The organism is Weissella thailandensis, assembly GCF_005405465.1.
GTDB lineage: Bacteria > Bacillota > Bacilli > Lactobacillales > Lactobacillaceae > Weissella > Weissella thailandensis.
Genome location: NZ_BJEC01000019.1, coordinates 25,392 through 42,824 on the forward strand (window position 1 = coordinate 25,392; position 17,433 = coordinate 42,824).

The window sequence follows — 17,433 nt, forward strand, 5'->3', positions numbered from 1 at the left end:
TTGATAAGACCATATTTGTGCTCCTACTAAAAGCTTGGTATACTAATGTGTGTACGTAACGGGGTCGTTACGGAATCGACTAGCATTGTTTGGGCTGGTACTGCGTTTAGGGGTTGTGGCCCTATAATCCACTCAGTAGAATTAACTGCAAAAAATTCAAACAATAACTACGCATTAGCTGCCTAAAAAACAGCTGGCGTTGCTTACTTCAGTACTAGTTGCGTGCTAGAGTAAGTCTCAAACTAAGCAACCTGCGCTAAGCTTTCTCCGTCTGCCGAAGTTTAGAAGAGGATAATCAGGCTGGCTTATTCGATCGCTTGGTAAAACGGCGTGCGATAAGTGAGAATGAAATGGTTTTACTATGAACGTAGAGGTGTCAGTTGCAAGATGTTAGGACAGGGGTTCAACTCCCCTCGGCTCCATTTAATACCAGCTATAAATGTTGATAAAAACGCCATCTACTAAAGTGAATGGCGTTTTTGTTTTACACTCAAAAAATAACAACTAACTTATTTGTTTAATTGTATAAAAAAACACCGACAATTTAATGTCAGTGCCTACTTTTTTATAATTGTACTTAATTTTACTAGCCATTGAGTATATGATTGCTGCGTTCACTAATAATTATATACAATTATGATTGTTTCCGTTATGATAACTAAGTAGTGAATTTGAGTTAGCTACTCAATGAAACTATACGAGTTAGTGAGTATACCCACACCTTACACATTCTCAAATTCGGGAGGTGTGATGATGATACAAAAATCTATGGGAGTATGCTCGCATGGTTTCTCTAGCTATCTGTATAGCTATTGTGCTAGGCGCTCTGGGCAAACTTGCTATTAACTTAGCAAAAGCCTATGAGATAAAGAAAAACGCTGATAAGCCTTAAAGACTAATCAGCGCTAAATCTAAGCATACTCTCAAACTCGGTCGCCTGTAAGGTCTCACACACCTTACAGGCTTTTTTGTATGTACCAATTATACGGTGTGCGTTTCCACTTTGTAAAGCCCTGAGCACATCTCACATCATGGTTACTATTATCAGTCACATCTGGCTCTTGTTTTGCTGTGATAGCAACCGTATGCTCGCTTCGTAAATTTGTTCCCTAGATCAGGCGCTTATTTTTGTGAATATGGCTTTGATTTTTTAGAAATCCATCGGTTGTAACTTATCCTCTTCTGTAATAGGACGTAATACTTTACATGGGTTACCCACAGCGATCACTCCTGCTGGGATATTTTTGGTAACAACACTTCCTGCCCCGATAATACTACCTTCACCGACTTCAACTCCGCCACAAATCGTCACATTGGCACCAAACCAGACATCCCGGCCAATGTTTATTGGTGCAGACGTACCAACACCAGCAGCACGTTGTTTGGCATCTATCGCATGTCCTGCACACGCGAGACAAGTGCCTGGTCCAATAAAAGCATTTTCTCCGATATGTACTGGTGATGTATCAAGAATTACGCAATTATAGTTAATAACTGTTAACCCATGGGTATGAATATTGAACCCGTAATCACATCGAAATGATGGTTCAATGAAAGTTAATGGATGACATTCACCGAGAAGTTCTTGCAACAGAGACTGTCGCTTATCTTTCTCCAAAGGGCTTGTTTGATTATATTTCCAGCACAAAAATTTTGCTTTCTTCTGTAGTTCTGAAGGCATATCTTTATTGTTTGAATAATATTCTTGATTTTGTTTCATCATTTCAATCGTATTCATCATTACCACCTCCTATAAATTCATTCTTTTCTACTACTAAGACATAGTGATTAGCCACTAATTATTCCCCATGCTGCTTACCACGCAACACATGATCAACGTGTGCCAGGGTCTCATTAATAATATCCAATATATGCGGATCATTAAGCTGGTAATAACTATATTTTCCCTGTCTTTCAGCCATAACTAATTGATATTCACGTAATAGCGCTAAATTATGAGAAATAACCGACTGTTCAACACCTAATAGCTCACATAATTCATTAACACTCATTTTATTATTTTCTAGAACATAAAGCATTTGCACTCTCACAGGATTGCTCAATAACTTCATAATTTTGTTCATTTCGTTTAAATGTTCATCATCAATCATTGCCACTCACTTTCTATAATAGTGCGATTAAATGACTAATTAACCCACTATCCCAAAATACATATACACCAATTAGGACATAACAAACTTTCATCAGTACTTCACCATAACGATCCATTAGTTCAGTAATGACTTTCATATCTGCTACTAGCTTAACAATAAAAACAATAATAATGGTTAATAATGCGATAATTAAAAGGGCAAAGAAAAAGTTATTCAAGCTTGCACCTGCCATGACGGGCAAAAATATCGCTAGAACACAGCCCGCACAAACTGATAGATACGTTAATAATACTGTTAAAATAGGCGACTGCTTACTATTATTATTCTGTTCCTCATCATTATCATGAATAGCCATGTAAATTGGCAAAACACCTAATATTCCTAATACCCACTCTGGTAAAAATGCTGCTAACACTGCACCTGCAGAATAACTAGCTGTCAACAAAATAATAACACCAATCAAGTAACCCACGATAACTTGTGATATCTGATATTTCTTTAATAGAAATAATAGCATAAAAAAGAAATCAAAATTTACACCTAAAAAGGTAATAACCAATACCCCCAAATTCATTAACCAATCCTCCTAATTTAACACATGTTATTTTTAACATATGTAAATATTAACATGTGTTAAAAATAAAAAACACTGATTAGCCATAAAAACTAATCAGTGTCCCCATTAATGATTACCATTTTAATCAGCAACAACATCAAAGAATACTGCACCTAATCCTTTGTTGAAAGTTGCCTTCCAGTTACCATCACCTAGTGATTCTGGTAGTAAGAACGTCCCACTTGAAACGCGTTGTCCAGCCTTTAAAGGCGTTCCTTGTTGCTCAAGCTTTTCAGCCAACCAATGAAGTGAATTTAATGGGTTACCTAGTACTTCTGAAGAAACACCATCTTTTAATTTCTCTCCATTATGGAATAATTCACATTTTACATCAGCAAGTTCATCAACATTGTTAAATAATTGATCTGCGTCCACTTCTTGACCATAAACGACATAGCCTCCAACCGCTGCGTCAGACATTACCATATACTTTGACAAGCTTGGTAACTAATCACTGAAACGTGAGTCAGGAACCTCAACAGCTGGTGCAACCGTTGTCTTATGCAATAATTCCATCAATGAGTCAGTACTACTAAGGTCTTCCTTCGCTGTAAACAACATTTCGACCTCTGCTAATGGTTCCATTAAGTCACTTCGATATAATGTTGTCGGTGATGAAACAAAGTGGCTCTTAACTTGGGCACCATACAAGGGTGAATCTGAGTCAAACATGTCCTGGGTTTCCTGACTAGTAAGCGATACCTTGTAGCCACCAACTGCTTCATTTTTTAATTCAGTTAAATGACGCTGAACTTGGTACGCTGTCTCCTCATCAGTAACAACCCCCTCGTAATCAGACTCCTGCAGTGGCTGGTGTGTCTGATAGGCACTAAATAAGTGTTCTGCTAATTTTTGTTCTGTCTGTGATAATTCTTTCGTTGATAATTCTGGCATTGATTGGTTCATAATTATATCCTCCATAGATACTCTTAGGCTCATCCCCACCTATGTCAGACGTGTGAGGACAAATACATCATATTTTACTAATACAAAATCATTAAAATGCCTTGTCAATTGCATCAAAAGATTAATCTGGCTTGGACTTTCCCCTGAGCCTTTAATCACCGATTCCATATATCCTCACCTCCTTTAACCACTACTAATTATCATCAAATTAAAAAGCGTCCTTTTAACTATTTATTACAATAGCTAAAAGGACGCTCACGCGCGGTACCACCTTACTTTATAATGCCATCACTAGCACTACCTCATACGTACGATATTTACCATACGTTAACACAATAATGGGTGTACCCAATGTCATCTAACAAACTTTCAACGACATAGCTCCGAGATGATTCCCATATTACTCACAAACTGTTTCACACCAACCAACAGTTCTCTGACTGTAAATTAAAATGGCATTTCTCTTCATAACTTTTTAATTTAAATTTAATTATTGGTGTTAATTTACACCTGATAATTTTAATTGTCAACTATTTTATATAAAAATCTGATACCAACAGGTTTACTCTTCATAAGGAAGCGTTATTATCTTGGGTGATGTTTCGGGATCATGATTTACGATGGTCTCAATGATTTGACTATTATGTGACATTTGGTTAACCCAAGAAACTGACATTGGTGCCCACTTTCGACTGACAGCAACACCTGGTGTCTTACGTTCAATGATTGATTTCTTAGCATAACCCGTATCTGACGCAAGCAAGACTGATTTATTATCTGAACCGGTAATTAACATCGAAGTCAATCCTCGGCTGTGTCCAGGAGTAAAAATTAGTTGCACAGAACCATCATCAAATAGATCGAATGACTTATGTGCCGGACCTAACTGGGTTTCATTAAATTTAAATGTTTTTACATTCACACCTTGCCACATTTTAGGAATGTATCTCAACTTATCATGATTAGCTGCTTGCCATTCTTCTTCACTAACCAAAATATTTTGAGCATCTTTAACTAGAGGCAAGCCGCTAGCATGATCGCTATGTAAGTGACTCAATATCAAATATTTAATATCAGTGACCTTAAAGCCGAGTTCATTTAGCTGCTCTCTAACTGACCAACCCGCTGGTAAATAAGCTTGATTAATTTGTACTTGCAGACCTAATTCGGCCCACTGGCTGGTACGAACTAACTCATTCCAACCAGTATCAACTAAGATCAATCCCTTGGGGTGTTCAATTAAATAACTTGAGACTGGTAACAGAATTTTATTTTTTTGGCTTCTAAATAAACCGGTATACGCCATCGGATTACGATAATCCTCATGGAAAGGTAATCCCCTATCAACTTTAACTAACCCTGTATGTAAAATGTAAATCTTAATTTCGCTACTCATCTTTATCCTCACTCTCTCCGTCAATAATTTCTTCCCAATTTATATAGCCATTTACATAATCCCGGTCAACTAAAAGTTGATCAATGGTAAATGCTGAAAGGTTTTCAAAAAATATGTTCTGAATCCTATCAATTTCATTTTCGAGCACTTGCTGTTTTTCCTGGATTACATCGGGTTCAATAAAAACTTTCTCTGCTAAGTTAGTGCTATCAAATAAATTTTCTTCTCCAACAACTGCATGATAAATATCTAACAGTGAAATCTGTTTAATACTTTTCGAACTTTTTAATCCCCCATATTTACCAGGCATACTATCGATTAACTTATTCTTGACTAATTTATTAGCAACTTTTTTTGTATATGTGTCGGATAATTGTAAACGAGAACTGATGGTTTTGCTGGATAAGGCAATATGATCTTTTTGGACAGCTAAAAGTAAGATGATACAAATTGATTGCTCAAAAATCGGTGGAATTTTCATACTTTTTCTCCTTGTTTAATGTGGATACATTATATCTCTTATCTCTATTAAAAACAAGAAAACTAACCTAAATCCTAGCCATCGTCTAAACAGGAAATTCCAAGGGGTGTTAGTTCATCAACAAAATTTTAATAAGTGCCAATTTTTTTACAAAGCAGACAAGATATCTCGCAACACACCATTTTTATAAAACATCTGGCGTTGAAATTTAGATCTTTCACTTTCAACAGCTTGCATTGCTTGATCAGAAATTTGTTTCTTTATAATCTCTTTTTCAGCATCTTTAGCCGCCTGTACCTCTGAAATCAGGTTTAACAAAGCATAATAATAACCCAAAAACCAACCATTAAAATAAGGCATGACAACACTCTCAACCACTAATTGATTATTATGATGGTCAGTGACGGCATGATATTCTTCTGCCAACATACTATTGATTTGGACATTCAATTCTTTGTGCTGCTCAGTCGCCAATAATCTCTTGAAATCATCACTTGCAGCGTGCTCTACATTATCAATCCAGGTCGCTGGTTGATTTTCTGCCTGAACACCTTCACTCAGACCAACAATCAGTAAATAAGCTGCTTTATAGCCTCGTTGCATTCCCAATTCTAATACCGGCTTTAAAATAGCATTTAATTGTTTCGTATCCAGGGTGGCATTAATTGTCGTTAATGTCTGTTTCAAGTCATCTTTTAACATAATTTCCTCATTGCTTTTCACTTTTTGATAATTACTATAGCATAAATCATGAATAACTAAAAAACCGAAAAAGTCCATCATTGATTGGACTTCTTCGGTCAATTTAAAAACTGTTATGCTAATGCACCCATTGGATCCCATGGTGCTAATTCTTTAGGTTCGCTATTTTCATAGATATCACGTAGTTCATCAGGAAGGTACTCCTTCTTAATAACAACTTGATACGTAAATTGGTCAAACCATTCATCAGACATTGTAAAGTAACCCTCGTGGCCATTCTTATCACCCCACGAGTTCTCAACCTTCCACTTTGTAGGCTTGCCGTCTACAAGGTCAACACCGGTTAAGACCATTGCATGAGTCATCAATGAATCACCATAGTCCAAGCGTTCTGCCTTAGTCATACTGAAATCGATATCGAACAAGCTATCCTCATCATACAATTCAGTATCCATTAAACCAGCTTCACGATCTAACTTTGGTCCCATATCAACACCAAACCAAACGTTCTCACCCGCAGAAAGCTGCTTAATAGCTAATTCCTTAAATGTTGCTAGATCAAGATTCAAGTGCTTAACATCACGGCCGCCAACGACAGAACCTAACATGCTAACACCGTACGTTTGTTTGTATGGCTTATCATCAGTTGGCGCATTGATAATTGAAATATAGTCACTAAGATTCCAGCCGACATACTTCTTGAAAAAGTCTTGTGGTGTAATACCTTGCTCACGATGGAATTCGTCATCCTTATCACGGAATGAAAAATCAAATGTCAAAGGTGGTTCACCAAATGTTAATGACAACATGTGGTAGTTTTCTTTATTGAACGCCGCAAGCTTGGCTGATACTTCATCATCAGTAGCATTCTGGGCAACTAATTGACGCAATGCAATGGCATCTTTACGTAACTTACCGTTGAACAAACGGTTAAGTTCAGCAGAGTGAGATGATGCTTGTGATTCTGGGAAAGCTGATTGTGGTACAACACCATATTTTTCAATGATGGCAACAATCATATCCCATTGGCCACCATCTTGTTGTGGTGTCGCTAACAAGAAGCTCACTTCACGGTCAGTTGTTGGCTTATCTGCGGTTGCCAAAATATTATTATAGAAATAATTTGCCTTCTCTAACTTATCCCAGAAGAATGTGTAACTTTGTGATAATTCAAAGTCGCCTGGCAAACCATGCGTTGACTTCATATCATGACGCATTGTGTTTAATGCGGCAAACATCCAGCAACGTCCTGATCGCAACTGATTAGCAACTGGTGAACTTTCCAAATCAACACTAAATGTTGGTGTCAATTCACCAGCACGTTGATTATCACGTGCTGACTTTAAGATACCATTAGTGGTAATAGCACCACGTAAAACTTCTGACTTAGAACTTTCATTGACAGATTTTTTAAATGCTGCTAATTGTTCTTGGGTAATTTCACTCATTTTTTAACCACCTTTTTCTAATAATCACTTAAGTTTATCGCTTTCGCCACTATTATGCAATGTGACACAGATCTGCTACGAAATGTTAATTCGGTAAGAACGGTAAACATAACCCTTCGATTGCAAGTTTGAAAGCTCAACATTAAATACTTGATAACCATCACGAGTTACTTCGATAATATTAGAAGCATCCCCATTCTTGGCATTTAAATAACCAAAGTCAATTAAGGAATTACCATTATCTAGTTGTCGATTTGAACCAATTCGGTCAGTAAAATTAGCTTCACCTAATGCTTGACCATATGACCGGACTTCTTTGGCAGTCATCGTCTTCAAATCAATTTTTAACTCACGACCAGCTGAATACTTACCTGACGTCTTTTTATCACCATATGAAACGGCATAATTATTATCATAGAATGAAATCGTTTCCTGACCATCTTTTTGTGAACCAGCTATCACGCGAGCATCATGCTGACCACCATTAATCGTAGTGCCCTTTGCATAACTCAAAGCATGTTTCTGCCACTTCTTTGGCCAATCAGTTTTATCACGCCCTGATAGAATCCAAACCGGTTGCATGGTCTTATAGTTAAACTTCATAATCAAATCTTGGTGACGTGAAGAAATGATAATGCTGTTATCCTTTTTATCATAATTAATCGCATTTTGGTGTAACCAGTCAACCTTACCATCAGAACGCTTTGTTGCATCATATTGAGCATAAGTATCCATTGGGAAAATACGCTTAAAGTCAATCACGCGGGCAACTTTACCGGTTTTACGATTAATTTCAACCATTGTATCCTCAATAAACTTCGAACCATCAGAAACTGTGGCTAACAAGTTACCATTTGGTAATTCGATCACATCATGATGAATAGCAGTTGTTTCACCATCTGACTTATTCTTAGCCTTTAGGTTCTCAGTTGATGATGTTTTATTACTGAATTGGTAGTTCCGATAAATCTTACCCAAATAATTGGTCTCAACTAAATCATTATAAACAAGCTTACTATTATCTTGCTTACGAAGAATCAACAAATGACCATTCTTCAATGTTTTAAAAATATGTTGATTATATTCCGTTGAAAACCAACGAATCTGTCCATCCGCATCAATCGCAAACGGTTCTTTGGTTGTTCGGGTAAAGACCGTTAAACCATTTTGTCCAATGGCCATTTGTTTTTTATCAGCCATCTTCACATTAATATTTACATCAGCCAAAGCCTTAGGTAATGGTTGGGTTTGCATCTCAACTGTTTTCTTTTCGACACGACCATCTTTATAAGTAATTGTAAATTCGACCTTATTAGCCGTATTTGCATATAGCCCTACCACATTAATGCGGTGCTTTTTTGTATTTTTGTTTGTACTATTAGTAATCGACGTACCACTCGACTTACCAACAACGGTGTAACTTACCTTTGCAGCTTCATCGGTATGAAAAATCGCCAAAGCCGTTAGTGGTGATGTTTTATACGGATTTGTTTTCACAAACATATTATCAGTTGTATAACTGTTATCTTTTTCTGCCTGTGAATATTTCTTTTCTAGATTATCTTGTTCAGAAATCAATTTATTACTTAAATGAACACCTAGATTAGACTTAATTTGTGTATTCGTTAATAGCTTTGGATGACTTTCACGATATACCTTGTGTCCATAAAAGCCACCGATACCTACCAAAATAATAATAATCAATCCCCAAATCCAGCGGGACCATTTTTTATGCTTCATTTTTTTACCCATCTCTACTCCTTCTTTGTCTAAGAATATATATTTAACATCTAAACTAAATGATTGCACTATCCAAATCAAGATTTATCCTAAAAATTAGATTTTTCTTATGAATATAACAAAAACGCCTATCTGGGCAAGATAGACGTTTTTGGATCAAGCTGTTCATTATACATAAACAGCGATCTATTAAGGAGTAGGTTGTTTAAAGCGTAATTCTTTAAACGATTAGGTAAATTTCTATGAGTGTGGGCTGTTGATAGGAATGGGCTTTCCTTATCAACAATACTTATAATAAAGGCACCGACTTAAATAAAATATAAACCTGACTAAAATTAACCTTTAATTTGAAAAACCATCAAAAAAAGTGGCATTGGTCACACCCATAAGGTAACGCAAAACCACTGTCCATCATCTATTTAAGAGTAGAAAATATGAATAAGGTTGATGACTTACATTCAGTATAGCATAAAGAATGATAAACTCAATCATTTTTCTAATTAATATCTAATTTTACTTTGCTAAAAACCCAAAATAAGCAATAACAAAAATACTTAATACGATACGATACCAACCAAACGCCTTAAAGTCGTTGTTCTTAATATAATTAAGCAAGAATCTAATCGATAGGTAAGCAACAATGAATGATACCACTGTTCCAGTAATTAGAACCATTGTTTGTGTCCCAGTAAATGCGCCACCATGACTAAAATACTTAAATATTTTTAGGAAAGAAGCGCCAAACATCGTTGGAATAGCAAGGAAAAATGAAAACTCTGTTGCTACAAAACGAGATGTACCAATCAAAATAGCTCCCAAAATCGTTGCCCCAGATCTTGAAGTTCCTGGAATCAACGAAAGCACTTGAAAGGTTCCAATAATAAATGCTGTTTGGTAAGGTAAATTATTTAAACTCGTAAAATGAGGTGTTCGTTGTTCATTACGATTTTCAATAACGATGAACAAAATACCATAGATCAAAAGTGTTGCAGCAACAACTTGCCAGTTCATTAGGTGCGCATCCATCCAGTCATTCAACAATAACCCGATAATCACTGACGGAATCACAGCAACCAACACTTTCAACCATAGAATCCAAGTATCATGCTTTTCAACTGTATTTTTCTTATTAGACAAGGGATTTAATTTATGGAAATAAATAACAACAACTGCCAGAATGGCACCTAGTTGAATCACCACATTAAACATATCCGTAAACTGCGTTGACTGTTTCATTTGGATAAATTCATCGGCCAAAATTAAATGACCTGTAGAACTAATTGGCAGAAATTCTGTAATACCTTCAACTATTCCCAGAATAACTGCCTTAATAATATCAAACATCGTTTAAACCTCTATTATATTTAGATTTTTTATAATCAAATTTAAGAATGCCATACACTAGATAATTATGTCAAGCGAATAACAATTCACCTATCCGTTAAAAAAGATCGAAATTCATCCTTCTAAAGATGGTTATTTCGATCTTTATACCTAAGGTAGGTAGTAATTAAACCTACCCTTTCATTCCTTTTTCTCTCCAAGCACAACTCTTATCATATCAGGATAAACACCGCCATCCTGATTTCTTTTCATCACTAGAGCCGTGAGAGCTTGTTTTAAATACTTTTCATTTTGGTCATTTATGGCTCGCCACGTTGCGAACCCACCCATTGCTTTCACTGTGATATGTCCCGTATCAACATAAACATTTTGTCGACCTTCAATGTAATAATCATAGACAATTACATTTCTATCCTCATGTTGCTTGATGACGGTTAACATATTACTTCTCACTTTTTATTGACTATCGAGCTGGGCGACTCAACCATTATAACGCATCTCACGTTAATTACCAAAAGTTGATGTCAAACACCCTTCCTCTAAGTCCGGTTTAATCACCTAGTAGTTCTTTTGCAAGGTAGAAGCAACCATAAATACCTGCATTATCACCATTACCCACAGAAACAATATAATTATCTAATTCTGGCACTGCCAAATAATCGTGCAATTGTTCAGCAAAAGACTGACGAACCATTGGTAACAAAATATCCCGGTGTGGTACACCACCACCAAAGACGATTCGTTCTGGACGAAGAGTTGCCGTATAAGTAACAGCTGCTTGTGCCAAATAGAATGCCTCTATCTGCCAAGCTAAGTGATCATCAGGTAGTTCTTTCGCTGAAACTCCCCAGCGCTCTTCCATTGCGGGACCAGCTGCCAAACCTTCCAAGCAGTGGTCACCATGGAAAGGACAATGACCAGCATAGTGATCCTGAAGGTGCTTAGCCATCATAATGTGACCAGCTTCAGGATGTGAATAACCACCAACAAATTGACCATTTGCGATAATTCCTGCCCCAACACCAGTACCAACAGTTAGATAGACAATATTGTCAACATCTGCAGCAGAACCTGAAACATACTCTGCCCAACCTGCAGCATTAACATCAGTTGTCCAATAATAAGGAATGTCTCGCCATTCTTTCATTGCACCAAGAAAATCAAATCCTGACCATCCCCGCTTAGGCGTGTCTAGCACATACCCATATGTCGCACTATCAGTTCTGACATCAATTGGTCCAAATGAAGCAATGCCAATTGCCGCAATATCTTCATATTGATCAAAAAATTCCTGTACTTTTTGGATAGTAGTCACACCATCTTCTGTTGGAAAACTTTCACGAGCAACCACAGACTCTGGTTCTTCAACTGGCGCGACGGCCACCACAAACTTCGTTCCACCTGCTTCAATTGCACCAAGTAATGCCATTTGGCAATTCCCCCTAAAATTTTATAGTATAATGGTATTTTAATCGATTACCGTATTAATTGCAATCGTTTACAAATATTGTTATAAAAGCATTTCAAACGTTTACGCTTTTTACTAATATTAATGGCCTATAAAAAATATATCAACATAAAAAAACGCCTACCTTGCGCGTTTAGGTAGACGTTTTTGTGTGGCATCGATGTCTTTAACTTTCGTTATTAACTCCACAACATTTTGAATATGCTCCTATTATAACGTATTCTCTGAAAAAATGGCGAATTACTTTTTAATTAATCGACGATACATCCAAACTGTTAGACAATAATAGATAGTGTACAAACATACGATGCCTATTAGAGAAGGTACGAAACCAAGATAGGCATTGCTTGCACCGGCCATTAATGGCGCAAACATTTGCAAGCCGAATATAACATCTAAAATACCAATCGCCATTGGGATAACAAATAAGATACCCAAATCAACCGCAATTGTTTGCGTGATTTTTTTCTCACTCGTACCAATCATCGCTAACACACGGTAACGATTCTTATCGTCGGCAACGCCTGACAAGGTCTTAAACATTAACGTCGCCGCCAACATTGCCAAAAAGCCAATTCCTAGGAATATTCCCATGAATTCAATACCACCAAATATTCCTTTTAATTGACCATAAGTGGCATATGATCCAGTAGCAAACTCTGGCTTTGTCCCAACAATTTTTTCTTGTAACTTTTGGTTATGTGATAACGCCTGTTCATTAGCCATCATGTCAGATACTTTAACCATTTGGATCGTATGAGGGGTACCATGTGCTGTCATTTCTGATGCGTTTGCTGTTACAACAGCTTTAGCACTATACTGCTGATTTAAAATTTGATTAGCAATGCCATCTAATGTGTAATCATAGGCTGCTTGCTTCTTTAACCAATCACCAGTTACCCACTTTGTCTGCAAGCCAGAACCATTTTTTGATGATACTTTTGTTGGTAACTTGTGTTTGTTAAATTCTGCTGCATTAAAATAGACAGTTTGCCCTTTAACAACATATTGATAATCTTGCTGCCACTGTACACCCTTCAAGTTATTTGTATTAACTTTATCAGTGACGTAGGCCGCCGTCATTGGATATGTTTTTTCAGCCTGACTCGGTAACATACGATAGTAACCTTGCCCAACTGACATTGCACCTAATGCCAAAGCGAACATAACCGCAATCGAAGACAATATACGTTGATAATCAGGTAAGCGGAATGCAAGCTGTCCATTCACAAATGCACGCAGTCCATGCAAACTATACGTTGAATGCCGTATCCAATTCGTAATCATTTTTAATGTTCGACTGACAAACCAATACGTTCCCCAAACATTTAGTACTAAAATGACAACAAAACCAGATAACCCAATCTTAATAATATTAGGCATCAAAACATAACTAGTCACTAGTAATCCCAGACCAATTAAACCAAGCACTGGGTCAATCACCTTGTGTACCACTGGTTGATTAACTTGTTTATTCGCTAATAATAACGCTAAAGTATCTTGCTTACGTAGCCGATGTCGGTTATACAAACCATTTAACGTAAACAACACAATGAAGAAAATCAATGTAACCAGCACTGATTTCATTGAAATAAATTGCCAATGCGCTAATTTCACACCCAAAAGACTCATCAAGTAGTGACTACTTAATTCTGTTAAAGCAAATCCAATCAGAATACCAATAATCGTGGCAATAATTCCGATACTTAAAGTTTCTCGCAATAACAAAGAACCAATTTGTTTCTTTGTCGCTCCAAGCATTGACATCAATCCATACTCAGATTGTCGTAATCTTAACAAAAAGCCGTTTGCAAAATTTAAATAGACAAAAGTAATTAGTCCTAACAGTATTTCACCAATAACAAAGATAACTGAAATCTGGGACACAATCGTGTTGGATTCTAAAAATGCACGATTCGTGGCCATTGCGCTAAACATATAAAAGATAGCAGCCGAAATAATCAGGCCAACAAACAAGACAATGTAGTCACGCCATTTAGACCGCAATGATTTTAAAGCAATTCCAAACATACGCTCCTCCTAATTGAAATTTCCTAATTCAGATAACACTTGTTGATAGAAAGCTTCTCTTGAACGATTGTCACGGCTAATCGTTTTGGTAATTTGACCGTCTGTTAAAAACAAAATGCGTGAAGCAAATGACGCCGAGAAAGCATCATGGGTTACCATGACAATCGAAATGCCTTCATTCTCATTAATCTGGTTCAAATAGTTCATCATTTCGCGTGCATTCCCTGAATCTAACGCACCGGTAGGTTCATCACCGAAAATAAGAGTTGGATTGTGTACTAAAGCTCGTGCAGCTCCCACTCGTTGTTGCTGCCCAACAGACAATTCAGTTGGATATTGTTTTAAATAAGACTCAATATGTAGCAACTCGGCCACTTTTTGAACAGCCTTTTTAATGTCCTTGGGACTAACTTTTTGCAAAGTGAGTGGTAAACTAATATTTTCCTGAACGGTTAAACTCTCAATTAAACTATAATCTTGAAAAATAAATCCCATGTCCTGCCCACGGAATTTGGCAATTTCGGCATCATTCATTTGCAAAATATTTTTATTATTAATGGTCACCGATCCGGACGAGGGCTGCATTAACGTTGAAAGAATATTTAACAATGTTGATTTTCCCGACCCTGATGGTCCCATGATTGCCACAAACTCTCCCTTGTCGACTGTTAACGATAGATTGTGTAGTACTTCATGTGCTACCCCTGCCGTACTTGCATATGTCTTATTTAACTGATTGGCATTTAGAACTGGTTCAGTCATGATTTTTCTCCTAATTATCATTTCATTTATGTTACAGACAATACTATACACAATCTAATATTAGACTGTCAAATTATATTTTTGGTTTTCAAAAAAATAATGGCTATCAGAATAACTAAACGTTATCCTAATAACCATTACAAAATTAAACTTCTGGCAACTTTAAGTCCTTTGACTCAACTAACTGCAATTTATCAATAAAAATGTATTTCATAATCAAGGCCATAGCAATCGGTACAATGAAGAAAGTTAAGATAACTCGCAAGCCAATCCCACTACCAGCTGATTCATTAAGAGCTGTGATAGGTCCAATGAAACCTGACATACCAAATCCTGCAGAGAAGGGCGTTCCTGACATACTTAGTACACTAGAAACACCACCTGCAACTGCTGATGCAATTATGACAGGAATAAATAACTTTGGCTTTGACAACATATTAGCCATTTGAATTTTTGGTGAACCCATGAAATGGGCAATAAATAGGCCCCATGAATTCTCTTTCATGCTCATAATAGCTAATACAATTGAAGCCGTCACAATACCAGTATTAGCGGCACCAGCACCAATACCCGTCAACCCAATCGCAGTTGCGATACCAACTGAAGACAATGGTGAAACAATCAACACAGCAAAAATAATACCCAACAAGATACCCATAACTAGCGGCGCTGTCTGTGTAGCAGCATCAACGACCGCACCAATCGCATCTTGAATCGCTACCATCACTGGTAATGTTAATAGCCCTAAGCCACCACCGACGACCAAAACCGCTAATGGTTCAAACACTGCTCGTAATTGTCCTAATAACTTATGAAAGACAATCGTTACAATACTTGCCATAAAGGTTGTTAGCATAATATTCAGAATCACACCTGATCCACTAATAACATACTGTCCACCGTGAACCGTTACGACTCCTGAAGCAATGAATGTTGCCAAGGCCATTGATGCACTTTCAACAGTACCGAACTTAAGCAAAGTTCCCACCGCAAACGCTGCGATAATTGGTAACGCACTTTGCGCTAACGTCACCATCATGGTTAGCGTTTTAACAATCTCTATTTGAGGCATTGCTGCCAATAACTGGCTCACAATTGCTGCTGGCATCAGTGCCACAATAATTCCACTAGCATTCCCATTTAAAATAGCCGAGCCAAATTCTTTTTTACTTAATTTTCGCGCTTCCATATGATTTCTCCTGTTTTTATTCATCCATTATCTGACTGTCATCAGTACTCAGTTTTTCCAAATAAAAAAACTGAGTACTTTCTTTGAAAATACCCAGTCCCGATATGCCTTAACAGCTAATTAAGTCATATTTATTTGGTTCCGGATATTTTCTCTATCCGAAACCTAGCAAAAATGCTTTTGGTCATTTCGGATAGTCACCTAAAAAAACCAAAAGTAAAATACACTGATCCAGTTGTTAACATCTTATGTACCATCATTTTTGCTCCTTTGTTTAATTGATAAGTATAATTCTAATCTATTTTTCATTTTTGTCAACACGTTTTAATCATTATAAATAAAAAAGCGCCGTATATCTACGACGCTTTGTACATAAAATGTACTAGATAGTCATTAGTTTAACTACCACGGGGAATAACTATAGTATATCGATATGCTATAAAATATGCGAATAATCTGTTTATAATTATTTTCTAACAAAGCAAATAAAATGCATAAAAAAATCGCTCTGCGTATCCGCAAGGCGACATGGTGTGGTTGACGACCCACAAAATATTTTTTGATTGTGAAAGCGTTGATGTTGATAAAGAGTCGTCCCATCACCCTCTTACTGCTCGAACTGTTAAATAAGTTATCATTCTCATTTTTTCTGAAGGAGAAGAGTTTTCAGCAAGTTTCTGAGATTAAACAATCATTCGAACAGTAAGAGTGAAATGCGACAATTAACATCCTAGCGGTCCCCATCCGCTAGTGTTTCATAATCTTGATTAGTTTTGCATACGTTCCCCCGTATCCTTAACACATTTATTATTGTAAGCGTTTCCAATGAATTTGTAAACCCCCTACATGAAATTAATTTCATTTTATTGGTATGAATGCCATTAATTATATGTATTTATAATTAATTTCTATCAAATATTCTTTGTCCAAAGAAAAAGGAGCTAGAAATCTCATTCCTAGCTTGAACTGAACCCCGTAAGTTGGAGTAATTTCCAAAACTTACGGGGTTTTACTATGTTTTCAAAAGAAGTACAAATTGAAGCAGTCACGATGTACCTACAAGGTATTCCGCCTTATAAAATACGGAAAAAGTTTGGTATTAAAGGAACAGACACCATTCGTAACTGGGTTACTAATATCAAGGAACTTGGTGTCTATGGATTAAACAACGCTAGTCAAAGTAAGACAAATTATCAATATTCCTTTAAAATCAAGGTAATTCAATGGCGACTTGAG

At 36.7% G+C, this 17,433-nt stretch carries 15 protein-coding genes, 1 other RNA gene, 1 pseudogene and 1 other annotated feature; of the genes and pseudogenes, 2 read left to right on the top strand and 15 right to left on the bottom strand.

Going from position 1 to position 17,433, the window contains the following annotated elements:
* The first annotated feature begins 60 nt into the window (after positions 1-60).
* Positions 61-425: a transfer-messenger RNA gene (ssrA, locus tag FFM62_RS08370) on the top strand.
* A gap of 725 nt (positions 426-1,150) precedes the next feature.
* Here ssrA and FFM62_RS08375 read toward each other — a convergent pair.
* From FFM62_RS08375 to FFM62_RS08445, 15 genes and pseudogenes are all read right to left on the bottom strand, one after another.
* Positions 1,151-1,741, bottom strand: coding sequence for a sugar O-acetyltransferase (locus FFM62_RS08375; RefSeq protein ID WP_207798777.1), 591 nt, complete (start codon positions 1,739-1,741; stop codon positions 1,151-1,153).
* Between the two features lie 58 nt (positions 1,742-1,799).
* Positions 1,800-2,111, bottom strand: coding sequence for an ArsR/SmtB family transcription factor (locus FFM62_RS08380; protein ID WP_115471548.1), 312 nt, complete (start codon positions 2,109-2,111; stop codon positions 1,800-1,802).
* A 13-nt stretch (positions 2,112-2,124) separates the two neighbouring features.
* On the bottom strand, positions 2,125-2,688 hold the full coding sequence (locus FFM62_RS08385) for a cadmium resistance transporter (RefSeq protein ID WP_115471549.1): 564 nt from the start codon (positions 2,686-2,688) through the stop codon (positions 2,125-2,127).
* Between the two features lie 123 nt (positions 2,689-2,811).
* Positions 2,812-3,624 (bottom strand): annotated as a pseudogene (locus FFM62_RS08390) (2-keto-4-pentenoate hydratase).
* A 256-nt stretch (positions 3,625-3,880) separates the two neighbouring features.
* Positions 3,881-4,114, bottom strand: a binding site (T-box leader).
* An 84-nt stretch (positions 4,115-4,198) separates the two neighbouring features.
* Positions 4,199-5,032 carry an N-acyl homoserine lactonase family protein gene (locus tag FFM62_RS08395; protein WP_115471550.1) on the bottom strand — a complete coding sequence of 278 codons (834 nt, stop codon included), beginning with the start codon at positions 5,030-5,032 and terminating at the stop codon, positions 4,199-4,201.
* Positions 5,025-5,513, bottom strand: coding sequence for an Rrf2 family transcriptional regulator (locus FFM62_RS08400; protein ID WP_115471551.1), 489 nt, complete (start codon positions 5,511-5,513; stop codon positions 5,025-5,027). Before FFM62_RS08400 ends, FFM62_RS08395 begins: the two co-directional genes overlap by 8 nt.
* 147 nt (positions 5,514-5,660) lie before the next feature.
* Positions 5,661-6,215 carry a hypothetical protein gene (locus FFM62_RS08405; RefSeq protein WP_133296308.1) on the bottom strand — a complete coding sequence of 185 codons (555 nt, stop codon included), beginning with the start codon at positions 6,213-6,215 and terminating at the stop codon, positions 5,661-5,663.
* 113 nt (positions 6,216-6,328) lie between these two features.
* The gene (locus tag FFM62_RS08410) at positions 6,329-7,663 is read right to left on the bottom strand and encodes a C1 family peptidase (RefSeq protein ID WP_115471553.1); all 1,335 of its coding nucleotides are present in this window, start codon (positions 7,661-7,663) and stop codon (positions 6,329-6,331) included.
* A 75-nt stretch (positions 7,664-7,738) separates the two neighbouring features.
* Positions 7,739-9,415, bottom strand: a complete 1,677-nt coding sequence (locus FFM62_RS08415; RefSeq protein WP_115471554.1) for an aryl-sulfate sulfotransferase — start codon at positions 9,413-9,415, stop codon at positions 7,739-7,741.
* Between the two features lie 501 nt (positions 9,416-9,916).
* Complete coding sequence (locus FFM62_RS08420) at positions 9,917-10,747, bottom strand: undecaprenyl-diphosphate phosphatase (RefSeq protein ID WP_115471555.1); 831 nt, start codon at positions 10,745-10,747, stop codon at positions 9,917-9,919.
* 180 nt (positions 10,748-10,927) lie between these two features.
* Positions 10,928-11,188 (bottom strand): hypothetical protein, encoded by a 261-nt coding sequence (locus tag FFM62_RS08425; protein ID WP_115471556.1) that lies wholly within the window; start codon positions 11,186-11,188, stop codon positions 10,928-10,930.
* A gap of 109 nt (positions 11,189-11,297) precedes the next feature.
* Positions 11,298-12,176, bottom strand: a complete 879-nt coding sequence (locus FFM62_RS08430) for an ROK family protein (RefSeq protein WP_115471557.1) — start codon at positions 12,174-12,176, stop codon at positions 11,298-11,300.
* 279 nt (positions 12,177-12,455) lie between these two features.
* Entirely contained in the window at positions 12,456-14,246 is a 1,791-nt protein-coding gene (locus tag FFM62_RS08435) for an FtsX-like permease family protein (protein ID WP_115471558.1), read from the bottom strand.
* Between the two features lie 9 nt (positions 14,247-14,255).
* On the bottom strand, positions 14,256-15,008 hold the full coding sequence (locus tag FFM62_RS08440; RefSeq protein ID WP_115471559.1) for an ABC transporter ATP-binding protein: 753 nt from the start codon (positions 15,006-15,008) through the stop codon (positions 14,256-14,258).
* Positions 15,009-15,153: 145 nt separating this feature from the next.
* Complete coding sequence (locus tag FFM62_RS08445; RefSeq protein ID WP_115471560.1) at positions 15,154-16,197, bottom strand: PTS sugar transporter subunit IIC; 1,044 nt, start codon at positions 16,195-16,197, stop codon at positions 15,154-15,156.
* 1,014 nt (positions 16,198-17,211) lie between these two features.
* On the opposite strand from FFM62_RS08445, the gene FFM62_RS08450 reads away from it, so the two are divergent.
* Positions 17,212-17,433, top strand: a 222-nt coding sequence (locus FFM62_RS08450; RefSeq protein ID WP_137604529.1) for a helix-turn-helix domain-containing protein, incomplete at its 3' end; no start/stop codon positions are given.

Excerpts from the sequence above, each read along its gene's own strand:
- FFM62_RS08400 (WP_115471551.1), bottom strand. The coding sequence starts at position 5,513 with ATGAAAATTCCACCGATTTTTGAGCAATCAATTTGTATCATCTTACTT.
- FFM62_RS08380 (WP_115471548.1), bottom strand. The coding sequence starts at position 2,111 with ATGATTGATGATGAACATTTAAACGAAATGAACAAAATTATGAAGTTA.
- FFM62_RS08395 (WP_115471550.1), bottom strand. The coding sequence starts at position 5,032 with ATGAGTAGCGAAATTAAGATTTACATTTTACATACAGGGTTAGTTAAA.
- FFM62_RS08420 (WP_115471555.1), bottom strand. The coding sequence starts at position 10,747 with ATGTTTGATATTATTAAGGCAGTTATTCTGGGAATAGTTGAAGGTATT.
- FFM62_RS08415 (WP_115471554.1), bottom strand. The coding sequence starts at position 9,415 with ATGGGTAAAAAAATGAAGCATAAAAAATGGTCCCGCTGGATTTGGGGA.
- FFM62_RS08435 (WP_115471558.1), bottom strand. The coding sequence starts at position 14,246 with ATGTTTGGAATTGCTTTAAAATCATTGCGGTCTAAATGGCGTGACTAC.
- FFM62_RS08440 (WP_115471559.1), bottom strand. The coding sequence starts at position 15,008 with ATGACTGAACCAGTTCTAAATGCCAATCAGTTAAATAAGACATATGCA.
- FFM62_RS08385 (WP_115471549.1), bottom strand. The coding sequence starts at position 2,688 with ATGAATTTGGGGGTATTGGTTATTACCTTTTTAGGTGTAAATTTTGAT.
- FFM62_RS08445 (WP_115471560.1), bottom strand. The coding sequence starts at position 16,197 with ATGGAAGCGCGAAAATTAAGTAAAAAAGAATTTGGCTCGGCTATTTTA.
- FFM62_RS08425 (WP_115471556.1), bottom strand. The coding sequence starts at position 11,188 with ATGTTAACCGTCATCAAGCAACATGAGGATAGAAATGTAATTGTCTAT.
- FFM62_RS08430 (WP_115471557.1), bottom strand. The coding sequence starts at position 12,176 with ATGGCATTACTTGGTGCAATTGAAGCAGGTGGAACGAAGTTTGTGGTG.
- FFM62_RS08410 (WP_115471553.1), bottom strand. The coding sequence starts at position 7,663 with ATGAGTGAAATTACCCAAGAACAATTAGCAGCATTTAAAAAATCTGTC.
- FFM62_RS08405 (WP_133296308.1), bottom strand. The coding sequence starts at position 6,215 with ATGTTAAAAGATGACTTGAAACAGACATTAACGACAATTAATGCCACC.
- FFM62_RS08375 (WP_207798777.1), bottom strand. The coding sequence starts at position 1,741 with ATGATGAATACGATTGAAATGATGAAACAAAATCAAGAATATTATTCA.